Below are 26,086 nucleotides of genomic sequence, written 5' to 3'. Positions count from 1 at the left end.
TTGCCTTAAATAGAATACTTAATGTTAAAAGACACGTAATCGCGATCTTCCATTTGGTTAGTCGTTCCTACACCGCCGAAAAAGCTGTTGTAGTTTAAATCGGCTGACCAACGACTTTGATAATCAAAGCCGAATCCGACTGACATTGATTTTCTATCTTCAACAAATAAGAACAACGGATCTGGTGTAATACCATTAACGTCATGCGAGAAAACAACTTTTGGTGATACGTTAATACCAGCAAACACGTCGTTATAGTCTAATTTAGCTACAAAACGGTAACCCCAGGCAAAAGCACTTGGGAACGGATTAGTTTCCACACCGTCTTGTAAGGCAATTTCTAAACCTTCTTTACCAGCAATGCCACCATTTCTAGCGGTACCTGGGCCATTTAAACGTAATACATCTTGATCAGGCATATCACGAATATCGATACCACCTACTTCGAGTAAAGTTGTAAATTGACTAGCGCCTGCTGTAGGTCCCCAAAGATTAGTAAGGGTAAACTGTGCTTGCAATGTATCAGATAAAATAAAGCCATTAGCACGTGAACCACCAGGGAAAACTGGCATTTGAGAAACACCATCAAGATCATCACGGCCTAAATCATTCGCTAACTGCTGAGGCATTGCAGCAAAAAGCAACTCTACATCGTCAATTTGTAAAGGTTCATCTTGGCGATAACTCACTTCACCAGCAACCGATGTTTCACCAATAGCGGTATTAAAGCTTAATGCGTAAAGCTTAATGTCTTCAATATAATCAAGTTCAACTCGAGAAAAAGCCTTTAAGTCAGTATAGTTGTCATAGGTTATGTCAGAAGTAACCAACATACCAACATCATGTGCTAATGCTTCTGCACTAAAATCCGCAGTGATACCAGAAAATACCGGACGACGACTGTGATAATTCATGTGGTATAAACTAATTTCTGTATCGTTTAGCTCAGGTAAGAACCATGATAAGCGTATACCATATTGACCGCCATCATCAGGTTCATTCTCGGCATCAGCTTGACGCAATGTTAATTTCGTAGGGAAGCCACCAACATATGCACTACCGGCATCAGCCATAGCAACATTACCATTTAAAATATTAGCTCTTAACGCGTTTAAATCGGTAATAAGAGAATCTAAATCCATGTCTGGGTTACTAGCAAAATTTAACTGTACGTTGTTAAATTGGCCACCGTCGCCAGCAAAATCATTAGTTGAGAAATAACTACCAGGTGCAGGCAATACTGTTTTTTCCCAACTGTATTGATAAAACATTTCAACGTTAAAGTTTTCACTAATACCTAATGAGCCCCAAACGGCACCGAAAGGAATAAAAGCTTCTTTTAGTTCTGAGCCTGGTGCCTTTAAACGCGCAATATCAACAGGGTTTAATTCACTGATACCATGAGAAATTAACGTACTTTCACCCCAACTAATGACTTGTTGACCAACTCGCACTGAAAACGGCATCTCGCCAATATCAAAGTCACCATAAATAAACGCATCAAGTAAACGAATATCACGACATAGCTGATCACGTGCTTCATCATCACGACACGGATCGTTTACTTTACCAGAATGAGGATTAGTCCAAGCTCTATTCTCATCCATCATTTCAAAATCATAAAAATACATGCCACGAGCGAAAAAGCCTAAGTTTTCGTATCGAACATCCAGTTCATGAGAGCCTTTTATTAATTTAGAAAAAGTCTCGTTAGCATTAAAATTTAAGTTACCGTTATCGCCATTGGTAGAATAACTACCTGCGCCGTCCCAAACAGTTGCTGCATTAGGGTTAACATTTAAGATGGGATGATATTGACTAAAATTAAAACCATTATTGACATTATTCGATTTACCAACGTTGTCATTCCAGTTGCGGTCTTCAACACGCCAGCTAGCGCCAGCAGAAAATGTTGAATCGAAACTGATATCGAAATCCCCTAACTGAAAGTTGGTGGCCTGTGCACTAGCGCCTGCTAATGTCATCATGGCGGCAGCGATACTCAAAGCTAGTGGCTTTTTGTAAAACCCGTTGCGAAGGTTTTGTTTCATTTGTTATCTCCCCAGATGCGATTCTGCATTTTTTATTTTTATAAATCCACGTAAATGGTATGAAACAATAATTACATCATTTCAGCAATGAGGCAAGTGCTAAAACATCAGTTAAAGCCCTTTATTTTAAAGACTTGAATCAAGTCATCAGATGAGAAGAAAAGCCCGTTTTAAACAAGTGTTTAAAACGAGCTTTTCTAAAGGTAAGAAAGCAGCAAAGAGTGAACAAAATTAACTGTCGTAATAACATCTACAATTTATTACAAATCAAAAATAATGGTCTGACCACTGTTTAAAGCAAAGACTCTAATCAAGTGATTTTTTGCAGTGATAAAAATTTATTATCTTTTGTTTGCAAGCAAAACTGCCCTTTTATGCCACTTGCAGTGACATAATTACGCAAATGCATTGCTGGAAATTCTACGCGAACACCTGTATTCGACCTGACAACAATGCTTTGCGCTTGCCCTTGATAGTAAGGCAAATACTCTTGGCTCGACATGTTGAGCGAGAAGTAATATTTCATAATTTTCGTTTAACTCATTAATGCCGCATCAAGTTTTTCTTTTAGATCTTTTGATAGGTCTGTCTGCTCAGACAGCTCTATCAAAAGAGCCTTAATCATACCTTGACGTGCCTTATCTAATGATGAAAATTGAATTAATGGGGTTATTAATCTTGATGCAACCTGCGGGTTAATATTATTCAATAATTTAATTTGTGCGATTAAGAATTGATACCCTCGACCGCTGATACAGTGAAAAAATCTTGGATTGCTCATAGTAAAGGCACCAATTAACGCACGAGCACGATTTGGATTACTCAAGGAAAATTGTGGGTGCTTAATTAAACTTGCCAAGTTATCGTAAATAGCAACATCATTCACTGACGCTTGAATGGCAAACCATTTATCCATAACTAAGGTTGTTTGCTGCCATTGCTTTTCAAAGTCCGCCATCATTTTAGTAAAGCCATTACTATTCGTTTTTGCCGCACACGTTAATGCGGCTAGGCTATCAGTCATATTATTGGCTGCTTGATATTGCGCAGTTATTACTGGATGTTGTTCTGTCAAGCAGCTCAAATATGAAAGACAAATGTTTTTCAGAGCCCGCTTGCCAATGGCCTCTCCACTATTTTCAAAATTACGTTGAATATTTCCTTGATAATGCTGTAAAAACAGCGTTTCTAACTGTTTTGCTAACTCTCTCTTTACCTTGTCAATTGCATCAAGTAGAGCAATTGGGTCTACTTCTTCAATACTGTCTGCTAATTCATTAAAACTCGGTAACGTTAACTGTTCAGCTTTAAATGCCGGTGAAATATCTGCGATTAATATTTCTTTAAATGCTTGTACTAAGTTTTCAGGTAATGGTAACTCAGGTGCTCCCATGACATTTTTAATATGATTAGATAGCAGTACTTGCCCCGCATCCCAGCGACAGAAGTCATCGTTAGCAAAATTTAACACCGTTGCTAAATCATCATCCGACTGTACAAAATCAGTTTTTACTGGAGCAGTAAAACCCGTTAATAGTGCCAATACTGGCTTTTCTGTATATCCGTGAAATGACCAGGTTTGGTCTTGTTCAGTTAATTGCAACAATTGTTGTTGGCTTTGCTTACTCCTGCTATCAATAACCTCTATGCCAATTGGAATATGCAATGCCGGTAATTGTTGGTTATTTTGCGTTATTGAAACACTATAAGTCTGCCTAACAGCGTCAAAACTTTCCGTTACTTTTAGTTCAGGTGTACCAGATTGTTCATACCAACGTTTAAACTGCTCAAGGTCAACACCTGAAGCATCTGCCATGGCATTGATAAAATCATCGCAGGTTACCGCCATGCCATCAAAACGTTGGAAGTATAAGTCGAGCCCTTGTCTAAACTTTTCAGGCCCCAGCAACGTGTGGATCATACGAATAACTTCAGAACCCTTCTCATACACAGTTAATGTATAAAAATTATTCATTTCGACAACTTTCTCTGGTCGAATCGGGTGCGCCATAGGCCCTGCATCTTCGGCAAATTGCATTGAACGAAGTACCCGAACATTTTGAATGCGAGTAACTGCTGCAGAATGCATATCAGCACTAAATTGTTGGTCGCGAAATACCGTTAATCCTTCTTTTAGGCTCAATTGAAACCAATCACGGCACGTTACTCGATTTCCCGTCCAGTTATGAAAATACTCGTGAGCGATAACTGCTTCTACATTGAAATAGTCAGTGTCTGTGGCACTTTTCTCATCAGCTAAAACAAATTTACTATTAAAAACATTTAAGCCTTTGTTTTCCATTGCGCCCATGTTGAAAAAATCGACGGCAACAATCATGTAAATATCTAAGTCATATTCAAGACCAAAAGTTTTTTCGTCCCAGTCCATTGAGTGCTTTAATGATGCCATAGCATGGTGAGCTTTATTTAAATTACCTTTATCAACAAATATCTCCAATACTACATCTCGATTTGAAGAAGTAGTAAAACTATCTGTTAATACCTCGAAATCTCCGGCAACTAAAGCAAAAAGGTAAGCAGGCTTTGGAAATGGGTCATGCCACTGAACAAAGTGGTTACCATTAGCTAACTCACCCGTTGCTACTTTATTTCCGTTCGACAATAAATACGGAAATTGCTTTTTATCAGCAATGACTTTAGTAGTAAATGTTGCCATAATATCAGGTCGGTCAAGGTAATAGGTTATACGTCTAAACCCTTCTGCTTCACACTGGGTACAATAAGCGTCACCAGATTTAAATAATCCTTCAAGAGCAGTATTTTCTACAGGATTTATTTCAGTGACAATTTCCAAAACGAAGCTACGCTCGGAAACAGGGATAGTTAATGAATTATCATCAAGTTGATATAAACTTTCATTTAGCTCTTTTTGATTATAAGAAACAGCTAACAGTTTCAAATGTTCACCGTCTAATACTAAAGGCTCGTCATTAATTTCTTTTCTAGAAATTTCCATTCGGTTTGTAACCCGAGTTTTATGCTCATCAAGTTCAAATGTTAAATCAACTGTTGCAATAGAGAAGTTTGATGCTTGGTAATCGGCCAAATAACGCGGAGTAAAATCGCTCATGAAATTCCTTAAATGAAAATGTTCATCTTTGTTAGTAATTTGCTCTAACAGAAAATAGTAAAAAGCCTGTTGTAAACAGGCTTTATGAATAATTATTAATTTTGAAAAAAATTTAACTTTTTGTCATTAAAAATTTAGCTTGTTGTGACTAATTTTTTAATTTTGAAACCCATATAACCATAAATAACGGCTAACACAGGATTTAATAAATTAAAGAAACAATAAAATATATAGTCTAATGGGTTAACTAATAATACCCCATACATATAAGCACCACAGGTGTTCCATGGAATTAGCGGCGAAGTGATCGTACCAGAATCTTCCAATGTTCGACTTAAAACAACTGGGTCTAAGCCACGACGTTTATACTCTTCTTTATACATGCGCCCTGGCATAACAATCGCCATATATTGATCAGCAGTGATAAGGTTGGTACCGATACAAGTACCCACAGTGCTTGCAATTAAACTACCTGTAGATTTTGCCGAGGCTAAAATAACGTTAACAAACTTACGTAACATACCCAAATGCTCTAACACGGCGCCAAAACTTAAAGCACACATAATAAGCCAAATAGTATTAAGCATACTTGCCATGCCGCCACCACTTAGTAACTTATTGAGCTCGTCATTACCAGTTTCCACCGCAACACCATCGTAAAAAGCGCTCCAAACAACAGTAACATTAGCTGTCATAGAATCTAAACCATCGGCAGCTAAACGGGCAATTAAGTCTTGCTGAAAAACAATTGCCCATAATGCGCCCATCAAGGCACCAATTGAAACGGCAGGAAATGCGGGTACTTTCTTAATTGCTAACGCCAATAAAATAACTAAAGGCAGTAAATTAAAAATACTTAATTCAAATTGGCTGGCAAGTTGTTCATTTAAAACCGCAATTGAATTATCACTAGCGGTAGCTGTTTCCGTTAAACCTAAAATAATAAATAATATTAACGCAGTAATAATTGAAGGTACTGTGGTCCATAACATATAGCGTATATGAGCAAATAATTCACTGCCAGCAACCGCTGGTGCTAAGTTAGTGGTTTCAGATAATGGTGATATTTTATCACCAAAATAGGCACCAGAAATAACCGCTCCAGCGGTAATTTCTGGTGATAGCCCTAACCCCTGCGCAATACCGAGTAAAGCTACACCAATAGTGGCTGCAGTAGTCCAAGAGCTACCAATGCTCATAGCAACTACACCACAAATAACACATGATGCAGCATAGAACCACGTAGGGTCTAATATTTTTAAACCATAATAAATCATGGTTGGTACAGTACCTGAAAGTAACCATGTACCAATAAGCGCACCGACAGAAAGCAAAATTAATATCGCACTAAGCGATAACGAAATTCCTTTAACAATAGCTTTGTCTATTTCAACCCAAGTAGCACCATTTTTTAAACCAATAATAATAGCAATCCCCATACTGGCAAGTAAGGCTATTTGATTTGGTCCATATGATGAGTTATCGCCAAAAAAGGTAACTGCCGCCGCTAACATAGCAATTAGAGCAATAATTGGAATTGATGCGTCAAGCATTGAGGGCTGTCGTAAAGATTGAGGTTCAGACATAGATAAATTTACACCTTATTATCTTATTTATTATAGTGATTTTATTTTAGTGGTAGTTAACATGCCGACTGTTGACAAATAGTGCAAGTTTTATATTTTACTTTATTGCTAAACAGCCCTTTATAAATAGGCTATTCAAGAATAAATATGCAAATATTTTAATTAAAACAACCAGCCTTAATTAACTTAACCACATTAAAAAGCCACCCTGAGGTGGCTTGATTAACTAACGTATATTAATTTATTTTTTTGCAACCTTACCTAAAGAGACTAAATCAAATGTTATTTTTGCCGTCTCATCTAAAAACGGATCTAATTCATCTAATTCGTCAGGTAAGTCATCTAAGCTGGCAACTTTTTCTTTGCCCATTAAAGCAAGACGTTCATTAGCTCGCACTAATTGCTTAGCTTTACGTGCTTCTCTTTTTGCTTTCCTAGTTGCTAAATTCAACGATATCGTTTTATCGTCTTTTTCAATTTTATATTCTTCGATATCAGACAGTAAATAATTAAACTCTTGGTTTTCTGCTACACGAGAACTGTGTAAAGAGTTTAAATATGATAAATCTTGGCTAATATCGTTAAGTTTGTTGTAGCGTGCCTTGGGGATTTGATCCCATGGCAAAGCATTTTCTTCGCGACTTTCACCCCAGTCAGCAGGTTCAACGGCTGACGGGAAATTAATATCAGGTAAAACACCACGATGCTGGGTACTACCACCATTAATACGGTAAAATTTTGCAATCGTAAATTGAATGCTGCCAAATGGGTTATCGTATAAGTCGTAAACACGACCTAAACCACGATGTTGCTGCACTGTACCTTTACCAAAGGTATGTTCGCCAACAATCACACCACGGCCATAATCTTGAATTGCTGCAGAAAATATTTCAGACGCAGAAGCACTATAACGATCAACCATGACAGTTAAAGGACCATCGTAAAAACTCACGCCATCTTTATCACTGTTTACTTGTACACGGTTAGCGCCGTCTCTAACTTGTACAACAGGCCCTTTATCAATAAATAAACCTGTTAATAAAGTTGCTTCGGTTAACGAACCACCACCATTGCCACGTAAATCAACAATAATGCCTTCGACGTTTTCTTCTTTAAGCTTCGAAATCTCAAGTTTTACATCACGCGATAAGTTATTGTAAAAACTTGGAATGGTAATAACGCCAAGCTTTTTACTGTTTTCGTCGCCTTCTTTTTCAAAATAAACTTCAGACTTTGCAGCTCTATCTTCTAACTTTATGGTATCTCGGATAATTGATACCACTTTAATGCTGCCATCATCTTCAGATTCTGCACCAAGTACTTGCAAACGCACCTTGCTGCCTTTAGGACCTTTAATTAATTCAACAACATCATCAAGACGCCAGCCAATGACGTCGACAAAATCTTTATCGTCTTGAGAAACACCAACAATGCGATCTTTAGGCTTTAATTCGTTAGATTTATCAGCTGGGCCGCCCGATACTACACTTTGAATAACGGTATAATCTTCCTCGGCACGCAATACAGCACCAATACCTTCAAGAGAAAGATTCATTTCCATTTGGAAACGTTCAGCATTGCGTGGTGATAAATATGAAGTATGTGGCTCAACAACACGAGCAAAGCTATTCATAACAACTTGAAAAACATCTTCACTTTCACTTTGTTTTAAGCGTTTAATAGCATAACGATAGCGTTTACTTAGAACTTCTTGGATTTTTTCCCAATCTTTACCAGCAAGGGTTAAGTTTAAAGCATCGTATTTAACTTTCTTACGCCATAATTCATTTAATTCATCAACTGATGTTGGACGTTCGGCATCTTCACGATCAAAATTATATGATTCTTCTAATTCGAAGTTAAATGGCTTTTCGCTTTCCAATAAGCTTAACGCAAAATTATAACGCTCAAGGCGGCGTTGAAGGTTAAGATTATAAATTTGGTAGGCGATGTCTAACTTGCCGCGAGCAATAACAGTGTCGAAATCATCTCGATACTGTTCAAAGCCTTGTACATCAGACGCTAGAAAAACATTGCGAGCATAATCAAGTTGCTTGATGTAGCGATCAAAGATTTGCTCTGACAATAAGTCATCTATTTTTATTTGCTTGTAATGTGCACGGGTAAATTGTGCCGTAATTCGCTTTGTGGAAGTTGCATGTTGGCTCTCTGGAGCTAATATCGGAAGCACTTTATTCTCTTCCTTAGTTTCGGCCAATGCCGATAAACCAACAATTGATAATGATACTGCAATAGCTATACGACAAAATTTATGCATGCACATACTCCAAATTTATTCAGTAAATATATTTTTAACTTGTGTTTTAACAACCATACCTGAATTCAACTGCACGCTCACATCATTACCTGAAACTTCAGTAATTACCGCGTCCATCGATGATTGCCCTAGTTGCACTTTGATATGCTTACCAACAACAACGTTACTTGTTTCTACCGGCTTAAGTTTAACAGCAGCTTTAGGTGCTGATCGTTTAGTTGACTTAACGGCATTAAACTTTTCTTTGCGGTTATTATTATCTGTAGAGTCTTTCTTAACAGACTTAGTTCCCTTATTAGCATTGCCTTTATATGGTTTTTTCGCAACTTTATCTTTGCTATTTTTGTTACCAAACTTTTCTTGGCTCTCTTTTAGCGTTTTACTTGCGTAGTCGGCTTGCTCTTGATCGATTTCTGCTGCATCTTTGCCATCAATATCTACACGAAAGCTGCCAACTTTAATCGCTTTCAAGTAACGCCAACTGCTTGTGTAATGTCTAAGTGCTTGACGTAAACGTGTTTTACTCACCTTTTCATCGTCAACAAGTTTCTCAGCTAGATCTTGAAAGATACCAATTTTAAGTGGTTTTGCGTGACCTTCTGTCGAAAAACATGCAGGAAATTTCTCTGCTAAATAAGCGATAATTTCTTTTGTGCTAATACGTTTAACTTCAACATTCTCAGTTGACTCAGCCGCTGTGTCTGTCGCTACTTTTACTTCACTTTCTGTTTTAGATTCCATAAATACAACTTTTAAAAATTTTTAACTCTGTTCTGAAAGATACTGTTCTCGGTTTTCCAGCACATGGCGGCACCAATCATAAATATCTTCACTTTCAATTTCGGCTAAGGCTTCTTGCCCTATCCACGTATCCCACACCAAAGCTAGCAACTGCTCTAAAACTTCCGGTGCAATATCTTCTTCAGCTAAGTCGTAAACGGTATGATAAATTTCGTTAATACGCTCAGCGACAACTTCTTCTTGACCGTCCCAGTCTCCAACTACGGCTTCCGAGACCAAATAATCATGAATAACAATAAACTCTTTCATTAGTTTATCACGCCATGTTTGATCATGGTATTTTCAAATAAACTAATTATTTTTTCTAATCCGGCTTGGTCTTCGCTGTCAAAGCGATTAAATACCGTACTATCAATATCTAACACCGCAATAACTTTTTCATTCAAAGTAACAGGAATAACAAGTTCTGCATTACTTGTGGCGTCACAAGCAATATGTCCCTCAAACGCATGTACATCATCAATACGTTGAGTTTTATTATCACCCGCGGCTGTTCCACAAACGCCACGGCCAACAGGAATACGAATACACGCTACTTTGCCCTGAAATGGCCCAAGTACCAGTTCATTATTAACCATTCGATAAAAGCCTACCCAATTAACTTCACTTAATTGCTCAAATAATAAGGCGCTGACATTTGCCATATTGGCAATTACATCAGACTCATCACTGATTAATGCCTCAACCTGAGAGTATAATTCTTGATAAAAGGTATTTTTATTCATTAATAATGCTGCCGAAGATAAAAACGCATAACATACCTTGATAGCAGGATAAATTAAAGCGCTATTGACAGTAATTAGCAATTATATCGTCAATTTATTGTGGTTTTATGGCAAATATCACTTTAACTTGTGCATTTAGTATCCGGCGGCCATTTTGTTTATTATTAACATGTAAATTTTCACTATCAAATGCTAATGATTTTTCAGCTTGATTATCTGCAATTATTTCTTGCACGCTAACGACATTTGTCACAGAAACACCTAAACTTTTAGCAATTTTGTTTGCTTTTACCTTTGCATCTGACAGCGCATTATCAAGTGCCTGCTGATAAAGCTGTTGGTGCGCTAACATTGAGAGTTCGTTCGCCAATATCTCATTGACACCTATTTTAAATAAATAATCTAAAAAGCGTTGATAGGCGATCACATCCGTTACTGTCACTAAAATACGTTGATTTGCTGATACGTTAGTATTAACCGTGAGGTTTTGAACCTTGTTAACTTTGGTATTAATTTTTGCTGGTAATTTATTAGGTAAGCGGCTAAAAACATCAATCTGCTCAATAGCATTATTTTGTAAAGGGTAAATAACTTTAAGCTCTATTGGGCCGCTGGAATTAAACTTTATATCTTTGGCATTATTTTCAACGAAATTCTCTATAAGCGCTAACTTATGTTCGACACTCTGTGAAGTTTTTATCGCGCTTGTACCCTGTTGACTGATAATAACAGTCAAATTGTAATTTGGTGCTTTTACCTCAAATTGACCAAAACCAAAAACTTCAATAGTGCGTTCATAGCCACTAATAGCATGGTTTATAGTAGACTTATCAGCGAAAGACTGACAACTCAAGACTATTAATAATAAAACATAGTAACGCATGTATTACCTCTACTAATTTATTACTTAGTATTTAATGCCGCCTGTTGCTGAGCTAAAACAAAGTAAACAAACGCTTCTTGTTCACTTTGACTACTTAAATTCCACAAACATTTAAGCTGCTCTAATCGTGAATCATTTTCTTTACACGCAATATTCGACAACGTTGGCGTCGCTACAGCAGTCTTTAATCTCGTTGAGCCATCGGTATTGGCAATTATTGTATGCTTTGAGGCTGAATTAGCCGAATGAGCGTCTTTAGCTTGATTAACATTTGATAATTGTTGAAACTTATTTGCCGCATTAAAAGACAGCAATGATTGATTAATTGCACTTATTTGCTTGCCACTTGCATTAACCAAATTAATTTTCGGATTTTTAGCAAATCGTTTGGCATCGCTTAGCTCATCTAGGCTTGGGGTACTTGCCGTAATGTTCTCTTTGGCTTGAACTGACGTTAAAGTAAAAAGCACCACAAAAGGTTTCGACCTCACTTTGGTATGATCGTCATCGCCATCAAATAAGTCTTGGTACTTTAAAACTAAAACATGATTACCCGCTGCTAATTCAATCCTTGTTTCCTGTGCAAAAAAATGGCCTGATTGTTCAATACCATTAATACTTTCAACTATTAGATTTTCTGGAAAGCTAACGACACTCGCTTTAACGGTTAATGAAAAGAGAAATACGAGAGAAAACAATACAGTGCGCATAACAAGCCTTAAAATTGAATTAATATAAACTTTTACTAAATTAATTTAGTTTACCAACCCCTGTTACTCGATTTATCAGAATAATAGTAATTAGTATACCTAAAGCTCACTATATATTAGTTCATTGGTTTTCTCTTAATAATTTTACTATTAGTAACTTAAAAAAAATGCGAACACTTTAGTCAGTTGTTCGCATTATTAATTGTTTAAAGTAACTAGGGCGTGTTAGAAGCTATCGCTAGGAATGCGCACCCAACCTTCCATTAAAACTCTTGCACTTCGACTCATAATCGCTTTATCTACCGTCCAACGCCCTTCAAGGTATGTTGCTTGCGCACCGACTTTAAGTGTACCGGAAGGATGACCAAAGACGACTGATTCACGGTTGCCACCGCCAGCAGCTAGATTAACTAAGGTACCGGGAATCGCCGCTGCCGTGCCAATTGCAACCGCAGCAGTGCCCATCATCGCATGATGCAATTTACCCATAGAGAGTGCACGTACATGCAGGTCAATATCGCTGGCTAAAACAGCTTTTCCGCTAGAGGTAATATAATCTTTTGCTGATGTTACGAAGGCGACTTTTGGTGTATGTTGACGTGCCGCCGCTTCGGAAATGTCAGCAATTAAGCCCATTTTTTTCGCGCCATAAGCACGAATTGTTTCAAAACGTTTTAAGGCTTTTTCATCGCTATTTATTGCTTCTTGTAACTCTGTACCGGTATAACCAATATCTTCAGCATTCAAGAATATCGTAGGAATACCGGCGGTGATCATCGTTGCTTTAAAAGTACCAATTTCTGGTACCTCTAAATCATCGACAACATTACCAGTGGGAAACATAGCTTCAGATGGGTCGACAGGGGCAATAAATTCAACAGGAACCTCTGCTGCCGGAAAAGTAACACCATCGAGTTCAAAGTCACCGGTTTCTTGTACCTGACCATTAATAATAGGTACTTGCGCAATAATGGTTTTAGCAATATTTTTTTGCCAAATACGAACAGTACAAACACCATTTTCGGGAATACGACTGTTGTCGACCAAGCCAGAATTTATCGCAAAAGAGCCAACAGCGGCGGTCAAATTTCCACAATTACCACTCCAATCAACAAATGCTTTATCAATAGCAACTTGACCAAATAAGTAATCAACATCATGGTCAGCTTGTTCACTTTTGGCCAAAATCACGGTTTTACTGGTACTTGACGTTGCTCCGCCCATACCGTCCGTTTGTTTACCGTAAGGATCAGGGCTACCAATAACTCGTAACAACAATTTATCACGGGCTTCACCAGGCGTTTGACAACGCTCAGGCAAATCGCTCAAATTAAAAAAAACACCTTTTGATGTGCCACCACGCATATACGTTGCGACAATTCTTGCTTGCGGAGGGAAAGACATTTAAATCTCCTTAATTATTTATTAATGCATAAAATAAAAAACAGCATTAGATTGCTCTTTTGCTGCTTTATCATGCATATCAATCTCTGATCAAAAGCTAGCTTTAGCGCTTATATTCGATGAAAGCGCTAAAGTTATTTTCATCCTAGATAATTGAGCTAATGTGCATTTACGCATTCGACTTTAAAAAGTCTTGAGCAAAACGTTGCAATACACCGCCGGCAGCATAAACTGAGATTTCCTCTGCGGTATCTAAACGACATTTAACAGGTACTTCTACTTGCTCACCATTCTTACGATTAATGATTAAAGTTAATATTGCGCCTGGCGTTCTTTCACCGACAACATCAAAAGACTCTGTTCCATCAATATTGTAGGTATGACGGCTTTCACCATTAGTAAACTCAAGTGGTAACACGCCCATACCAACTAGGTTCGTACGGTGAATACGTTCAAAGCCTTCAGCAACAATCACTTCAACACCAGCTAAACGCACGCCTTTTGCGGCCCAATCACGTGAAGAGCCTTGACCATAATCAGCACCAGCAATAATAATTAATGGCTGTTTACGTGACATGTAAGTTTCAATAGCTTCCCACATGCGCGTTACGGTACCTTCAGGTTCAACACGAGCAAGTGAGCCTTGTTTAACTTCACCGTTCTCATCGCGGCACATTTCATTAAACAATTTAGGGTTAGCAAATGTTGCGCGTTGTGTAGTTAAATGGTCACCACGATGCGTTGCATAAGAGTTAAAGTCTTTTTCGGGTAAGCCCATTTTATCTAAATAAGCACCTGCAGCACTATCGAGTAAAATGGCATTTGACGGTGATAAATGATCGGTTGTGATATTATCACCCAACACAGCTAATGGACGCATACCTTTCATGGTACGTTCGCCCGCTAGTGCCCCTTCCCAGTATGGTGGGCGGCGAATATAGGTGCTCATTTCACGCCAGTCATACAATGGACTTTCTGCTGGTTCAAATGCACCTAAGTCAAACATAGGTGTATAAATCTTCTTAAATTGCTCAGGCTTAACACTGTTATTAACTATGGTGTCAATTTCTTCATCTGATGGCCAAATATCTTTTAAGGTAATGTTATTACCGTGTTGATCTTGCCCTAAAATATCTTGTTCGATATCAAAGCGCATAGTGCCAGCGATAGCATAAGCAACAACTAACGGAGGTGAAGCTAAAAACGCTTGTTTGGCGTAAGGGTGAATACGGCCATCAAAGTTACGGTTACCAGAAAGTACTGCTGTTGAGTATAAATCGCGCTCAATCACTTCTTGTTGTACTTTCGGGTCAAGTGCACCTGACATACCGTTACAGGTAGTACATGCATAACCGACAATACCAAAGCCAAGTTTTTCCATTTCGGGTAATAGCCCTGCTTCTTCAAGATATAACTTCGCAACTTTAGAGCCTGGCGCAAAAGAAGACTTAACCCAAGGCTTACGTACCAAACCAAGTTCATTCGCTTTCTTAGCCACTAGACCTGCAGCAACAACATTGCGAGGATTTGACGTGTTGGTACAACTGGTGATTGCAGCGATGATCACTGCGCCATCTGGCATTTCACCAGATTGTTCTTGTGCTTTACAGCTATCTAATTCTTTAGCTATGCCTTTAGATGCTAAATCCGCAGTAGCTAAACGACGATGTGGGTTAGATGGCCCCGCCATATTTCGGCCAACGGTTGATAAGTCAAACTCAATAACACGGGCATACTCAGCTTCGACTAAATCATCAGCCCATAAACCCGTATGTTTTGCATAAGTTTCAACTAGCTCAACTTGCTCAGGGTCACGTCCTGTTAGCTTCAAATAATCAATGGTTTGTTGGTCAATGTAAAACATACCTGCTGAAGCACCATATTCAGGTGTCATATTCGATATAGTAGCCCTATCCCCAATTGTTAAATTAACAGTACCTTCACCGAAAAACTCTAAGTAGCTAGAAACAACTTTTTCATTACGTAAAAACTCTGTAATTGCTAAAACGATATCGGTTGCTGTTATGCCCGGTTGGCGCTTTCCGGTAAGTTTTACACCAATAATATTCGGTAAACGCATCATAGATGGTCTGCCTAGCATAACGGTTTCAGCTTCTAAGCCGCCGACACCTATGGCAATTACGCCTAAAGCATCAACGTGCGGGGTATGAGAGTCAGTACCGACACAAGTATCAGGGAACGCAACCCCGTCTCTTGACTGAATAACAGGCGACATTTTCTCTAAGTTAATTTGATGCATGATGCCATTACCTGCCGGAATCACATCAACATTTTTAAAAGCAGTTTTGGTCCACTCAATAAAGTGAAACCTGTCTTCATTTCGGTGATCTTCGACAGCGCGATTTTTATCAAAAGCGTCAGGGTCAAAACCACCATGTTCAACCGCAAGCGAGTGATCAACAATCAGTTGTGTAGGAACCACAGGGTTTACTTTCGCAGGGTCACCACCTTGCTCAGCAATTGCATCACGTAAACCAGCTAAATCAACCAAAGCCGTCTGACCAAGAATATCATGACAAACAACACGCGCAGGATACCAAGGAAAATCTAAGTCTTGCTTACTATCAATAATTTGTTTTAAAGAGTCTGTTAATGTCGCAGGGTCACATTTACGTACAAGTTGTTCGGCAAGAACACGAGAAGTATAAGGTAGTTTTTTATAGGCCCCAGGTGTTATTGCTTCAATGGCTTCACGGGTATCAAAAAAGTCTATCGGGGCACCATTTATTTTATAACCTGGTAACGGTTTGCGGTAATCGTAATTCATAATTTGTTCCACTTTCTAGAAAAAGGAGTACAGAAAAGCTATTCACTTAATGTACCCCTCTACTAAGATAATCTAGTTAATGACGAAGGAGTTTTTTGCTAATTCAAGGCAGAATGTTCAACACATAGTATGTTCTTTACGAGAATATTCTAACGATGAAATAGTAAAAAATAACCAGTCAAACTATCTTTCTGAGATCGCAATAACCTTACGTGGCTCAGCACCCGTGTAATCGGCCGATGGGCGAATAATACGGTTGTTGGCTCTTTGCTCCATTACATGAGCTGCCCAGCCAGTTAATCGTGAGCATACGAATATTGGCGTGAAGAGTTTTGTTGGAATGCCCATATAGTTATATGTTGAAGCATGGAAAAAATCGGCGTTACAGAATAATTTTTTGGTGTCCCACATAAATTCTTCACACGCCACTGAAATATCGTAAAGTGAAGTATTGCCATTTTCGGCCGCCAACTTTTCTGACCAAGCTTTGATAATGACATTACGAGGATCTGAGGTACGGTAAATCGCATGACCAAAGCCCATAATTTTCTCTTTGCGCTCTAACATACCAGCCATTTGCTCTTTGGCGTCAGCTGGTGAGTTGAACTTTTCAATCATGTCCATTGCTGCTTCATTAGCACCGCCATGTAATGGCCCACGTAATGTACCAATAGCACCTGTTACACAAGAAAACATGTCAGAAAGTGTTGAAGCACAAACACGTGCAGTAAATGTTGATGCATTAAATTCATGCTCAGCATATAAGATTAATGATACGTCCATTACACGACGATGTTGCTCTGATGGCGTAGTACCATTTAATAATCGTAAGAAATGGCCACCTAATGAATCTTCGTCAGTTACACAGTCAATTTCAACATTTTCATGGCTGAATTTATACCAATAACACATAATTGCTGGGAATGCGGCAAGTAAACGATTAGCAGCTTTTCTTTGCTCAGAAAAATCATTTTCTGGTTCAAGGTTACCTAGAAAAGAACAACCAGTTCTCATCACGTCCATTGGGTGAGCACTTGCTGGTATACGCTGTAAGACTTCTTTTAATGACTGAGGTAAATCACGCATTGTCATTAACTCAGCTTTGTAACCGGCTAATTGAGCTTCATTCGGTAATTCGCCGTTAAAAAGTAAGTAAGCCACCTCTTCAAATGTTGCGTTATCAGCTAAATCTGCAACATCATAACCACAATAGGTTAAGCCACTGCCTGATTTTCCAACTGTACATAACGCTGTTTCACCAGCACTTTGTCCACGTAAGCCTGCGCCTGATAGTTTCTTATCTGTCATCATTCTTTCCTCTATTCCTTTGGTGGCATTTATCTCACTACCAAAATATAAATTATAATTTTATTTGTTACTGGTTTTTCAATTTACTTGTTTTTGCCTTCAGAAAATAAAGCATCAAGTTTTTGCTCATAGTCGTGATAGCCTAAGTAATCATAAAGGTCCATGCGCGTTTGCATATTATCGATTTCAGCTTTTTGGTCGCCGTCAGCTAACAGGGTTTTATAAACCGATTCGGCCGCTTTGTTCATGGCACGAAAAGCTGATAACGGATAAAGCACCATGGCACAGCCCCATTCACCTAGCTGCTCTTTATTCCACAACTCTGTTTGGCCAAACTCAGTAATATTAGCTAATACAGGTACATCTAGTGCTTGAGTAAAAGCACGGTAATGCTCTTCCGTTTTTACTGCTTCAGCAAAAATGCCATCAGCACCTGCGGCAACATAAGTTTTAGCACGCTCAAGTGCAGCTTCTAGCCCTTCCTGAGCAAAAGCATCAGTACGTGCCATGATAAAAAAGTCTTTATCTGTGCGAGCATCAACAGCCGCTTTAATACGGTCAACCATTTCTTCAGTTGAAACAATCTCTTTATTTGGGCGATGACCACAACGTTTTTGCGCCACTTGATCTTCTAAATGAACCGCAGCAGCACCGGCTTTTTCCATATCACGAATTGTTTTGGCGATATTAAATGCGCCGCCCCAGCCTGTGTCGATATCAACTAATAAAGGTAAACTAGACGCTGCTGTTATACGTTGAACATCGGCAATAACATCATTTAATGAGGTCATTCCTAAATCAGGTAAACCGTAGGACGCATTAGCAACCCCACCACCTGATAAGTAGATTGCTTGGTGACCAAGTTGCTCTGCCATCATGGCGCAATAGGCATTGATAGTACCAACGACCTGAAGAGGTTTGTTTTTAGTAAGTGCTTGGCGAAACTTAGCACCTGGAGATAATGTACTTACTGCTTGTGATATAGACATAGCATTGTCCTTTTAAGTATTAATGTTGTAATAATTCTATTTAACGCTTTTGCTATATTACTGCGTTAACGTTGTTGATTAATTTTGTTTTCTATATTTTTTCGTGACGCTGCAATGTGTCTGCGCATTAGCATTTCTGCCAGTTCGCCATCACGGTCGGCAATCGCTTCAATAATACGAGAATGCTCATCAAACGCCTTGGTCGCTCGTGGACTATTCATACCAAATTGGCAACGATACATGCGAACAAGGTGATACAACTGGCCGCATAAAATATTGATCAATTGCTGATTATGACTACCTAATATCACTTTATAGTGAAAATCTAAGTCACCCTCTTCTTGATAATAAGAAACTCCATCACGTAACGCTTTAGCGCTCGCATGTTTAGCCAGCATAGTTTTCATATCAGCAATTTCACTATCTGTCATATGAATTGCCGCTTGACGACATGCCATACCTTCAAGTGCTTCTCTGACGATATAAATTTCTAATAAACCTTCAGTGGAGCATTCAACGACACGAGAGCCTACATTTGGCTTTCGTTCGATTAAATGACATTTTTCTAATCGGTTTAATGCTTCTCGTAAAGTCGAACGACTAATTTGATAACTTTTTGCCAATTCAGGTTCACTGATTTTACTACCCGCTTTAATGCTGCCATCGACAATGGCATGGAGCATTTGATCAAATACTTTATCTGCCGTTGTTACTGCCGTTTGTGATGTGGGATTATCTAAAGCCATTATTGTCGACACTTTTAAATTCAGTGATGCTAATAATAGCGACATATTGCTATTAGTCAATGTAGAAAACCAAATATTGTCGACAATACATGTTAGACATTAGTCTAGACCAACACCTATTAAGTAACTAGTGAAAATGCCAAATAATCACACAGCGTCTAGCGTTAGCCGTTATATTTGGACTCAGTAAGAGAGAGAGCGGAAAACTATATCGATAAAAAGCACAGAAATATAAATCTATGCCCTCGAAAAGTGTCGACAATATAAACAAGTAGTATAACGCTTAGTGATCTACTTAAGGTAAGTTCTAAGCTATCAACCGAAGAACCAGTAACAGACACCAATAGCGGCACTAATGCCAGCAAAATCTGCAATTAAACCGCATGCTAAGGCATGGCGACTATAACGAATACCTACAGAGCCAAAATAAACCGCTAAAACATAAAAAGTGGTTTCCGTTGAACCTTGCACAATTGATGCTAGCCTACCAGCAAACGAGTCAGCGCCATGGGTATTCATAGTTTCAATCATCATAGCTCTAGCGCCAGAGCCACTTAATGGATTCATAAATGCTGTAGGCAAGGCATCAACAAAACGCGTATCAGCATTAAAAAATGTCACAAACGCTCTGATCGCCTCTACTATTAAGTCTAACGCGCCACTCGCTCTAAAAACGCCAATCGCGCAGAGCATTGCCAGCAAGTAAGGGATCAGCTTAATACTTGTTTCAAAACCCTGTTTCGCTCCTTCTATAAAGCTGTCATAAACATTCACTTGCCGTTTTAAAGCAAAGAAGATAAAGCAAATTAAAGTTGAAAAGATAAGTAAGTTGCCCATAAGCGATGATTGTTGCGCTAATAAATCAGCGCTAAGAGTGGCAAAATATGCCGCTACACCACCAATAATTGCTATACCAGCAGAAAGGTAAAGCACTATGGTTTGTTGATACAGTTTAATTTTTTGTACAAACGCTACCGCAAATAAGCCTGCTAACGTAGACGCTGTCGTCGCTAATAAAATAGGCACGAATACATCAGTTGGATTTACCGCTCCTTGTTGCGCACGATAAACAAAAACAGTAATTGGAAATAAAGTAACGGAAGAGGTATTTAGAACTAAAAATAATATTTGGGCATTGGTCGCGGTATTTTTATTGTTATTAAGCGATTGCAAATCTTGCATCGCTTTTAAACCTAATGGTGTCGCAGCATTATCTAAACCGAGAAAGTTAGCTGATAGGTTCATAGTCATTGAGCCTATCGCAGGATGGCCTTTGGGTACCCCAGGCATTAATCGCGTAAATAAAGGTGAAATAAATTGTGCAAGCTTGTCGATAATACCGGCATGCTCAGCAATTTTCATCATGCCTAACCAAAAACTGAGTATCCCAATTAAGCCAATGGCAATATCAACGGTTACTTTCGACATATTAAAAATAGCATTGACAATTTGCTCAAAAATTAACGCTTGATCGAAAAACCACCATTGGATGAGAGCAGAAATAAAAGCAACAAAGAAAAAGCCACTCCAAATACGATTTAACAAAATTATTCTCTTATTTTTTATTATGAAATTATCATGACATAGAAAATGGTTAATGCCCAGAAACCCGAACACAACACTGTGATAAACCTGTGCACAAGCTATGGGAAAGCGGTACACAAACACTTAATAAATCATTAACACTCAGCCGTCACCACCAACATTGAATAACAAATAAAACCTTAATAATCATACAACTAAAGCCTTTGAAAATAATTTTGCATTTAAAGCACTATACACTACACTTAATTCTACAGGTAAGTTATCAACCTGTTGCTCGCAATATTATCTCTATTGTAATTAAATAGAGTCAGTTTTAAAAAGTAGTTGAGATTTTAACGGTTATCGTTAATTTGATTTGACAGTTTATTAGCGCAGGCTCATCTCCTTTTGAGCCATCCCCTGAGCCCAAAATCAGCAGTGATTTTGGGCTATTTTTATGGTCATTATTATTTTTTAGTGCTTGGAAACAAACGATGGAAATTTTCAGTTGATTGCTGGGCAATTTCGGCAACCGAAGTACCACGAATGCTGGCAAGATGCTTTGCCACTTCTACAACATATGCCGGCTGATTTTGCTTACCACGATGTGGTACAGGTGCTAAATAAGGCGCATCTGTTTCAATTAAAAACCTATCTGCTGGTACTTTTTTCGCCACTTCTCTTAATGCGCTAGCATTTTTAAAAGTAACAATACCGGAAAAAGAGATATAAAAACCCAGCTCAATAGCTTGTTCTGCCATCTCCCAGCTTTCAGTAAAACAATGTAAAATACCACCGACATTAGCTGCTTTTTCTTCACGTAAAATTGCTAGAGTGTCATCTTGCGCATCGCGTGTGTGAATAATTAAAGGTTTGTTTAATTCGTTGGCAACACGTACATGCTTGCGAAACGAATCTAACTGAACTTGCTTAGTTTCGGGGGCATAAAAATAATCTAACCCTGTTTCACCAATAGCAACTACACGAGGATTCGTTGCTAACTGTTGCAATAGTGCAGGATCGATTTTATCATCTTGATTAAGTGGGTGGGTACCACACGTTAGCCAAACATGATCATATTTAGCCGTTTTTTCTGCCATCGATGGAAATTCTTCAAGTGTGACACTAACACATAGTAAAGTATCAACATTATTTTTTGTTGCCGCATCAACGACATTATCTAAATTATTATCAAATTCTTCGAGCTTTAGTCGATCTAAATGACAATGGGAATCTATAAACACAAGGTTACTCCGCACGAAAGTGCTAACTAAATTCTTTACTACGATTTCGTTAATATCTTTAAATACAACGAAGTTTACATTGTTAGTGTTGGCTCAGAGGAGTTTAACAAACGACCGATAGCTTTATCTATTTGATTTCGGATATTATCAGGATCTTCAATAAAACTAACACCAATACCCGCTGGCGTACCATTTTGCACACCAATAGGTGTTACCCATGAGACTTTGCCAATAATTTCTGAAGACTCTAGCGAGTCAGGTAATGTAACAATCAGTTTAATATCCGTAGCTAAATCAAAATGTTGTGTTGTACGAACAAACAAACCACCATTTTTCATAAACGGCATATATGATTGGTATAAGTCACGGTCGGATATAAATTCAAGCGTAATGTTTTCCAAAATCATCCCTCTGCTTTATGCACTATATTGGCGATATTAACTAATAGCTTTTCACTAATAAATTGTTGATTAACTTGGATTAGCGTTTTTAGCTTAATGTTAGCAGCTTGTATTAAACGATAAACCTGCCACAAAGTTTCGTTGTCTAAATCATGCTGGCCTTGTGCTGACTCATTAACTTGCCAATGCCAGTGGCTACGCATTAAATCAACAATAATTTTCTCAAACCAACGCATACCATTGCTATCATTTACAAGTACGCTTAATACAGCGGACCTTTGTTGATGATAACATAGGTATTGCATGATATTCTCACGAAATATTTCGAAATCCTGCGCTGTGTCGTTATTCGTTAACTCATTATAATGGCTAAGATTAGCAAATAAGTCTTTACCTGCCATTGTATTATTATTGCTTGCACATGCTACTAACAATTGTTCTCCAACGGGCGGTCTTATTTCAAACTGTTGGCAGCGGCTAATAATTGTTGGTAATAAGGTATCGGCACTGTCGGTAGTGAGAATAATAAAGCTATTCGCGGTTGGCTCTTCTAGGGTTTTTAATAAAGCATTTGCAGCTGAAATCGTCATCGTATCGGCGCGCTTTACTAATACTGTTTTTGCTGCACCGATATGGGCGGTTTTCTCAAAAAAACGACTAAGAGTTCGTACATCGTCAACACCTATAGTCGCTTTGTCAGTTTCTAATGTAATGTGATCTGGATAACTGTCACTGGCAAATAGCATACAGGTTTTACAGCTTCCGCACGGTTGCAGTATTTTCTGACTATCAGTGGAATAGTTTTGACATAACAAGACCTTGACTATCCATAATGAGACTTCTTCATAACCGGCACCTTTAACACCTGAAAGCAGCAAACCGTGAGGCAGCTTGTTTTCTTGTATTTGTCTGGATAATTGTTGCTGAATACCTTGTAGCCAAGTTTGCATTTATCGACCTTGCTGCTTTGCAATAAATTTTTCGATTGAGTTTGCCACATCTTGGTGCACTAACGCCATCGTTTGGCTAGCATCAATAGTGTCTGTACTTGTGGAAGCAGCAGCCAAACTTTGGTATTTATTTCTCACGCGCTCGAAAAATTCAATTTTTTCTAATTCAATTCGGTCGAGCTCGCCTCGCGCTTGCGCTCGGCCTAAACCAAGTTCAGGTGCGATATCTAAATAAACAATTAAATCTGGTGTAAAACCTTTTAGCGTGACATCAGCTATCGCATTCATTACCTGGTCATCAAACTGTCGCCCACCGCCTTGATAAGCGCGTGAAGAAAGATCATGGCGGTCGCCAATAACCCATGTACCTTGCTCTAATGCCGGCAAAATTCTATTAGCAAGCAGTTGACTGCGACTTGCATACATAAGCAATAATTCAGTTTCTTGCGTAAGCACTTCACCATGATTCGCTGATTTTACTATATCACGTAATGATTCTGCTAAAGGCGTGCCACCTGGCTCACGCGTTTTGATATAAGGAATGTTATGTTTTTCCATTACGGCTTCAATAACACTAATTGCTGAAGACTTTCCTGCGCCTTCTATCCCCTCAACAACAATAAATCGACCTTTATTCATGCTTATATTATTCCAAAATTCCAATAGTTAATTATTTCTTTTTCTTAAGCTGATACTGCGCCACTGCACGATTATGATCCGCCAAATTGGTGGAAAAAACATGCTCCCCTGCACCATTGCTGACAAAATATAAATAATTTGTCGATGCCGGTGAAAACGCAGCATCTAAGGCATTTTTACCGGGCATTGCGATAGGAGTTGGCGGTAGCGCTTTTATTTTTCTCGTATTATACGGTGTTTTCGCTCTTAGATGGCTAAATTTAATATCACCAAAATAATTTTCACCTAAACCATATATAACCGTTGGATCGGTTTGTAAGCGCATTTTTTTATGAATGCGATTGATAAAAACAGAAGAGATAATTTCATGCTCGGCATAGCGACCACTTTCTTTTTCGATAATCGACGCCATGGTTAACGCTTCATGCTTGGTTTTATACGGTAAATTAATATCTCGGCTTTGCCAGCGTTTATCCAACTCTATCAACATTTTGTTATATGCACGTTTAAGAATATCGATATCTGAATCACCTAATGAAAAGGCATAAGTATCGGGATAAAAGTAGCCTTCAGGGTTGCCATTTTCTATTTTAAATTGTTGAGCCAGCTGCGCTAATGCAGTCATTTTTTCTGCATTTGTGACGTAAGACACCGAAAACTCGTTTGCCACTTCCTCACTAAGCACGGCAGGTATTTCATGTTTAATATTTTCCGTTTTTGCCAATAACGCAATCCACTGCTTAATAGAAGTTCCTTCAACAAAAGTAATACTAAATTGATGCTCTTTACCAGCAACAACCTGCACCAATAAATCATGCATACTAATATTGGCAGTCACCTGATAAGTGCCCGCCTTTATTTTTGCTAATTCAGGATAAATACGGACATAGCTTCTTAGCCAAAAACGATTATCCAACCAGCCCTTTTTCACTAACGAACGTGAAAATTGGTGAAAAGAACTCCCTTCTTCAACCGTTAATAACTGCGTTTTTGTTAAATTAATAGCTTGGTTAGCTTGATAATGGGTATTAACAACCAGGTAGCCAGTAGCTAATAGTAATAATCCAATCGCGCTTAATAGTATTTTTTTATTCATGACTTACCGTATTCAACGCTATAGCTAGCACTTTACTCGCTTCAATAGATAACGATATATTATTAAAAGTATGCACAGGTATCACATCCATAACACAATTTGTGATTATCATAGCTTGAATGTCATCAAGCTCGTCTAAGGTGGCTTGTCGCTCTTCAAATTGATACAAATGAGCTAATTTACTTATAATTTGCTGGCGCTTTAACCCTTTAACACCTGAATCAACAAGTTTTGGTGTATACCAAACATTATTTTTAAGCCAAAAAACATTAGCGCTACTGCCCCCAACAACGATGCCATTACAATTAGTCACTAATATATCATCTTCAGCCCGAGCATCTAATTCATGACGAATCAACACCTGTTCAAGGCGGTTCAGATGCTTAATGCCTGCAAGATGAGAGTTTATCCCTAATTGATATTCGCTAATCCCCATCGTTATACCATCTTGCTGCCAATCAAGGTAATGCTGAGGAAAGCTTGAAAAACTAATAATCACATTATTATTGGCAATGCCTTGACGTGAATACCCGCGGCCACCTTGCCCCGCGGTGATGATAACTTTAGCTACCGCTCGAGCGTATTGACGGGCGGCAGTAGTCAGTTCCTGTTCAATTGCGTTAATATCAGGTACAGCTAATTTGAGTTTTTCGCAGCTTACTTTTAATCGTTGCATATGTGCATTTAATTGACATATTTTCCCGTTAACGACTTTCGCTGTCGTAAACACACCATCGCCGTATGACAGACCACGATCATTTATCGCTAGCTCGTTTTTGTTTTGCCCATTTACACTGCAATAAAACATTTGAACCATTCAAACAAAGTTATTTGCTTAGCATTATATGTTAAATAATTGTTTGCAAGAATAA

General features: G+C 38.4%; 22 protein-coding genes. All 22 read right to left on the bottom strand.

Annotated elements, in window-relative coordinates; all coding sequences use genetic code 11:
• Positions 1-5 precede the first annotated feature (5 nt).
• Entirely contained in the window at positions 6-2,051 is a 2,046-nt protein-coding gene (locus AC27E9_RS13415; RefSeq protein WP_487130957.1) for a DUF1302 domain-containing protein, read from the bottom strand.
• A 310-nt stretch (positions 2,052-2,361) separates the two neighbouring features.
• The gene (locus AC27E9_RS13410; RefSeq protein WP_487130955.1) at positions 2,362-2,577 is read right to left on the bottom strand and encodes a DUF2835 domain-containing protein; all 216 of its coding nucleotides are present in this window, start codon (positions 2,575-2,577) and stop codon (positions 2,362-2,364) included.
• Positions 2,578-2,586: 9 nt separating this feature from the next.
• Positions 2,587-5,142 carry an aminopeptidase N gene (gene pepN, locus AC27E9_RS13405; RefSeq protein ID WP_487130953.1) on the bottom strand — a complete coding sequence of 852 codons (2,556 nt, stop codon included), beginning with the start codon at positions 5,140-5,142 and terminating at the stop codon, positions 2,587-2,589.
• Between the two features lie 134 nt (positions 5,143-5,276).
• Positions 5,277-6,728, bottom strand: coding sequence for a Na+/H+ antiporter NhaC (gene nhaC, locus AC27E9_RS13400; RefSeq protein ID WP_487130951.1), 1,452 nt, complete (start codon positions 6,726-6,728; stop codon positions 5,277-5,279).
• A gap of 241 nt (positions 6,729-6,969) precedes the next feature.
• Complete coding sequence (gene prc, locus AC27E9_RS13395) at positions 6,970-9,006, bottom strand: carboxy terminal-processing peptidase (RefSeq protein WP_487130949.1); 2,037 nt, start codon at positions 9,004-9,006, stop codon at positions 6,970-6,972.
• A 15-nt stretch (positions 9,007-9,021) separates the two neighbouring features.
• Positions 9,022-9,747, bottom strand: coding sequence for an RNA chaperone ProQ (proQ, locus tag AC27E9_RS13390; RefSeq protein ID WP_487130947.1), 726 nt, complete (start codon positions 9,745-9,747; stop codon positions 9,022-9,024).
• A gap of 21 nt (positions 9,748-9,768) precedes the next feature.
• Positions 9,769-10,056 (bottom strand): hypothetical protein, encoded by a 288-nt coding sequence (locus AC27E9_RS13385; RefSeq protein WP_487130945.1) that lies wholly within the window; start codon positions 10,054-10,056, stop codon positions 9,769-9,771.
• A complete protein-coding gene (locus AC27E9_RS13380; RefSeq protein ID WP_487130943.1) occupies positions 10,056-10,532 on the bottom strand; it encodes a GAF domain-containing protein in 477 nt (158 codons plus the stop codon). Before AC27E9_RS13380 ends, AC27E9_RS13385 begins: the two co-directional genes overlap by 1 nt.
• 94 nt (positions 10,533-10,626) lie before the next feature.
• Positions 10,627-11,415 carry an SIMPL domain-containing protein gene (locus AC27E9_RS13375; RefSeq protein ID WP_487130941.1) on the bottom strand — a complete coding sequence of 263 codons (789 nt, stop codon included), beginning with the start codon at positions 11,413-11,415 and terminating at the stop codon, positions 10,627-10,629.
• A gap of 20 nt (positions 11,416-11,435) precedes the next feature.
• Positions 11,436-12,125: a DUF2057 family protein gene (locus AC27E9_RS13370; RefSeq protein ID WP_487130939.1), complete on the bottom strand. Its 690-nt coding sequence runs from the start codon at positions 12,123-12,125 to the stop codon at positions 11,436-11,438.
• A gap of 225 nt (positions 12,126-12,350) precedes the next feature.
• Positions 12,351-13,529 carry a 2-methylaconitate cis-trans isomerase PrpF gene (gene prpF / locus AC27E9_RS13365; protein ID WP_487130937.1) on the bottom strand — a complete coding sequence of 393 codons (1,179 nt, stop codon included), beginning with the start codon at positions 13,527-13,529 and terminating at the stop codon, positions 12,351-12,353.
• A gap of 169 nt (positions 13,530-13,698) precedes the next feature.
• The gene (gene acnD / locus AC27E9_RS13360; protein WP_487130936.1) at positions 13,699-16,317 is read right to left on the bottom strand and encodes a Fe/S-dependent 2-methylisocitrate dehydratase AcnD; all 2,619 of its coding nucleotides are present in this window, start codon (positions 16,315-16,317) and stop codon (positions 13,699-13,701) included.
• A 183-nt stretch (positions 16,318-16,500) separates the two neighbouring features.
• Complete coding sequence (prpC, locus tag AC27E9_RS13355; RefSeq protein WP_487130934.1) at positions 16,501-17,625, bottom strand: bifunctional 2-methylcitrate synthase/citrate synthase; 1,125 nt, start codon at positions 17,623-17,625, stop codon at positions 16,501-16,503.
• Between the two features lie 83 nt (positions 17,626-17,708).
• Positions 17,709-18,614 (bottom strand): methylisocitrate lyase, encoded by a 906-nt coding sequence (gene prpB / locus AC27E9_RS13350; RefSeq protein ID WP_487130932.1) that lies wholly within the window; start codon positions 18,612-18,614, stop codon positions 17,709-17,711.
• Positions 18,615-18,679: 65 nt separating this feature from the next.
• The gene (locus AC27E9_RS13345; protein ID WP_487131316.1) at positions 18,680-19,360 is read right to left on the bottom strand and encodes a GntR family transcriptional regulator; all 681 of its coding nucleotides are present in this window, start codon (positions 19,358-19,360) and stop codon (positions 18,680-18,682) included.
• Between the two features lie 315 nt (positions 19,361-19,675).
• A complete protein-coding gene (locus AC27E9_RS13340) occupies positions 19,676-20,905 on the bottom strand; it encodes a nucleoside recognition domain-containing protein (protein ID WP_487130930.1) in 1,230 nt (409 codons plus the stop codon).
• 446 nt (positions 20,906-21,351) lie between these two features.
• Positions 21,352-22,128: a TatD family hydrolase gene (locus tag AC27E9_RS13335; RefSeq protein WP_487130928.1), complete on the bottom strand. Its 777-nt coding sequence runs from the start codon at positions 22,126-22,128 to the stop codon at positions 21,352-21,354.
• A 74-nt stretch (positions 22,129-22,202) separates the two neighbouring features.
• Positions 22,203-22,529, bottom strand: a complete 327-nt coding sequence (locus AC27E9_RS13330; protein WP_487130926.1) for a PilZ domain-containing protein — start codon at positions 22,527-22,529, stop codon at positions 22,203-22,205.
• Between the two features lie 2 nt (positions 22,530-22,531).
• On the bottom strand, positions 22,532-23,479 hold the full coding sequence (locus tag AC27E9_RS13325; RefSeq protein ID WP_487130924.1) for a DNA polymerase III subunit delta': 948 nt from the start codon (positions 23,477-23,479) through the stop codon (positions 22,532-22,534).
• Positions 23,480-24,118 carry a dTMP kinase gene (tmk, locus tag AC27E9_RS13320; RefSeq protein ID WP_487130922.1) on the bottom strand — a complete coding sequence of 213 codons (639 nt, stop codon included), beginning with the start codon at positions 24,116-24,118 and terminating at the stop codon, positions 23,480-23,482.
• Positions 24,119-24,149: 31 nt separating this feature from the next.
• A complete protein-coding gene (gene mltG, locus AC27E9_RS13315; RefSeq protein ID WP_487130921.1) occupies positions 24,150-25,214 on the bottom strand; it encodes an endolytic transglycosylase MltG in 1,065 nt (354 codons plus the stop codon).
• Entirely contained in the window at positions 25,207-26,022 is an 816-nt protein-coding gene (pabC, locus tag AC27E9_RS13310; protein WP_487130919.1) for an aminodeoxychorismate lyase, read from the bottom strand. Before pabC ends, mltG begins: the two co-directional genes overlap by 8 nt.
• Between the last annotated feature and the right edge of the window lie 64 nt (positions 26,023-26,086).

The sequence above is a fragment of the Colwellia meonggei genome, assembly GCF_057537295.1.
This window is presented reverse-complemented; position numbering and strand designations above follow the sequence as displayed.

Excerpts from the sequence above, each read along its gene's own strand:
- pabC (WP_487130919.1), bottom strand. The coding sequence starts at position 26,022 with ATGTTTTATTGCAGTGTAAATGGGCAAAACAAAAACGAGCTAGCGATA.
- acnD (WP_487130936.1), bottom strand. The coding sequence starts at position 16,317 with ATGAATTACGATTACCGCAAACCGTTACCAGGTTATAAAATAAATGGT.
- AC27E9_RS13325 (WP_487130924.1), bottom strand. The coding sequence starts at position 23,479 with ATGCAAACTTGGCTACAAGGTATTCAGCAACAATTATCCAGACAAATA.
- proQ (WP_487130947.1), bottom strand. The coding sequence starts at position 9,747 with ATGGAATCTAAAACAGAAAGTGAAGTAAAAGTAGCGACAGACACAGCG.
- mltG (WP_487130921.1), bottom strand. The coding sequence starts at position 25,214 with ATGAATAAAAAAATACTATTAAGCGCGATTGGATTATTACTATTAGCT.
- prpC (WP_487130934.1), bottom strand. The coding sequence starts at position 17,625 with ATGACAGATAAGAAACTATCAGGCGCAGGCTTACGTGGACAAAGTGCT.
- prpF (WP_487130937.1), bottom strand. The coding sequence starts at position 13,529 with ATGTCTTTCCCTCCGCAAGCAAGAATTGTCGCAACGTATATGCGTGGT.
- AC27E9_RS13375 (WP_487130941.1), bottom strand. The coding sequence starts at position 11,415 with ATGCGTTACTATGTTTTATTATTAATAGTCTTGAGTTGTCAGTCTTTC.
- pepN (WP_487130953.1), bottom strand. The coding sequence starts at position 5,142 with ATGAGCGATTTTACTCCGCGTTATTTGGCCGATTACCAAGCATCAAAC.
- AC27E9_RS13380 (WP_487130943.1), bottom strand. The coding sequence starts at position 10,532 with ATGAATAAAAATACCTTTTATCAAGAATTATACTCTCAGGTTGAGGCA.
- AC27E9_RS13370 (WP_487130939.1), bottom strand. The coding sequence starts at position 12,125 with ATGCGCACTGTATTGTTTTCTCTCGTATTTCTCTTTTCATTAACCGTT.
- nhaC (WP_487130951.1), bottom strand. The coding sequence starts at position 6,728 with ATGTCTGAACCTCAATCTTTACGACAGCCCTCAATGCTTGACGCATCA.
- AC27E9_RS13345 (WP_487131316.1), bottom strand. The coding sequence starts at position 19,360 with ATGGCTTTAGATAATCCCACATCACAAACGGCAGTAACAACGGCAGAT.
- prpB (WP_487130932.1), bottom strand. The coding sequence starts at position 18,614 with ATGTCTATATCACAAGCAGTAAGTACATTATCTCCAGGTGCTAAGTTT.
- AC27E9_RS13385 (WP_487130945.1), bottom strand. The coding sequence starts at position 10,056 with ATGAAAGAGTTTATTGTTATTCATGATTATTTGGTCTCGGAAGCCGTA.
- tmk (WP_487130922.1), bottom strand. The coding sequence starts at position 24,118 with ATGAATAAAGGTCGATTTATTGTTGTTGAGGGGATAGAAGGCGCAGGA.
- AC27E9_RS13415 (WP_487130957.1), bottom strand. The coding sequence starts at position 2,051 with ATGAAACAAAACCTTCGCAACGGGTTTTACAAAAAGCCACTAGCTTTG.
- prc (WP_487130949.1), bottom strand. The coding sequence starts at position 9,006 with ATGCATAAATTTTGTCGTATAGCTATTGCAGTATCATTATCAATTGTT.
- AC27E9_RS13410 (WP_487130955.1), bottom strand. The coding sequence starts at position 2,577 with ATGAAATATTACTTCTCGCTCAACATGTCGAGCCAAGAGTATTTGCCT.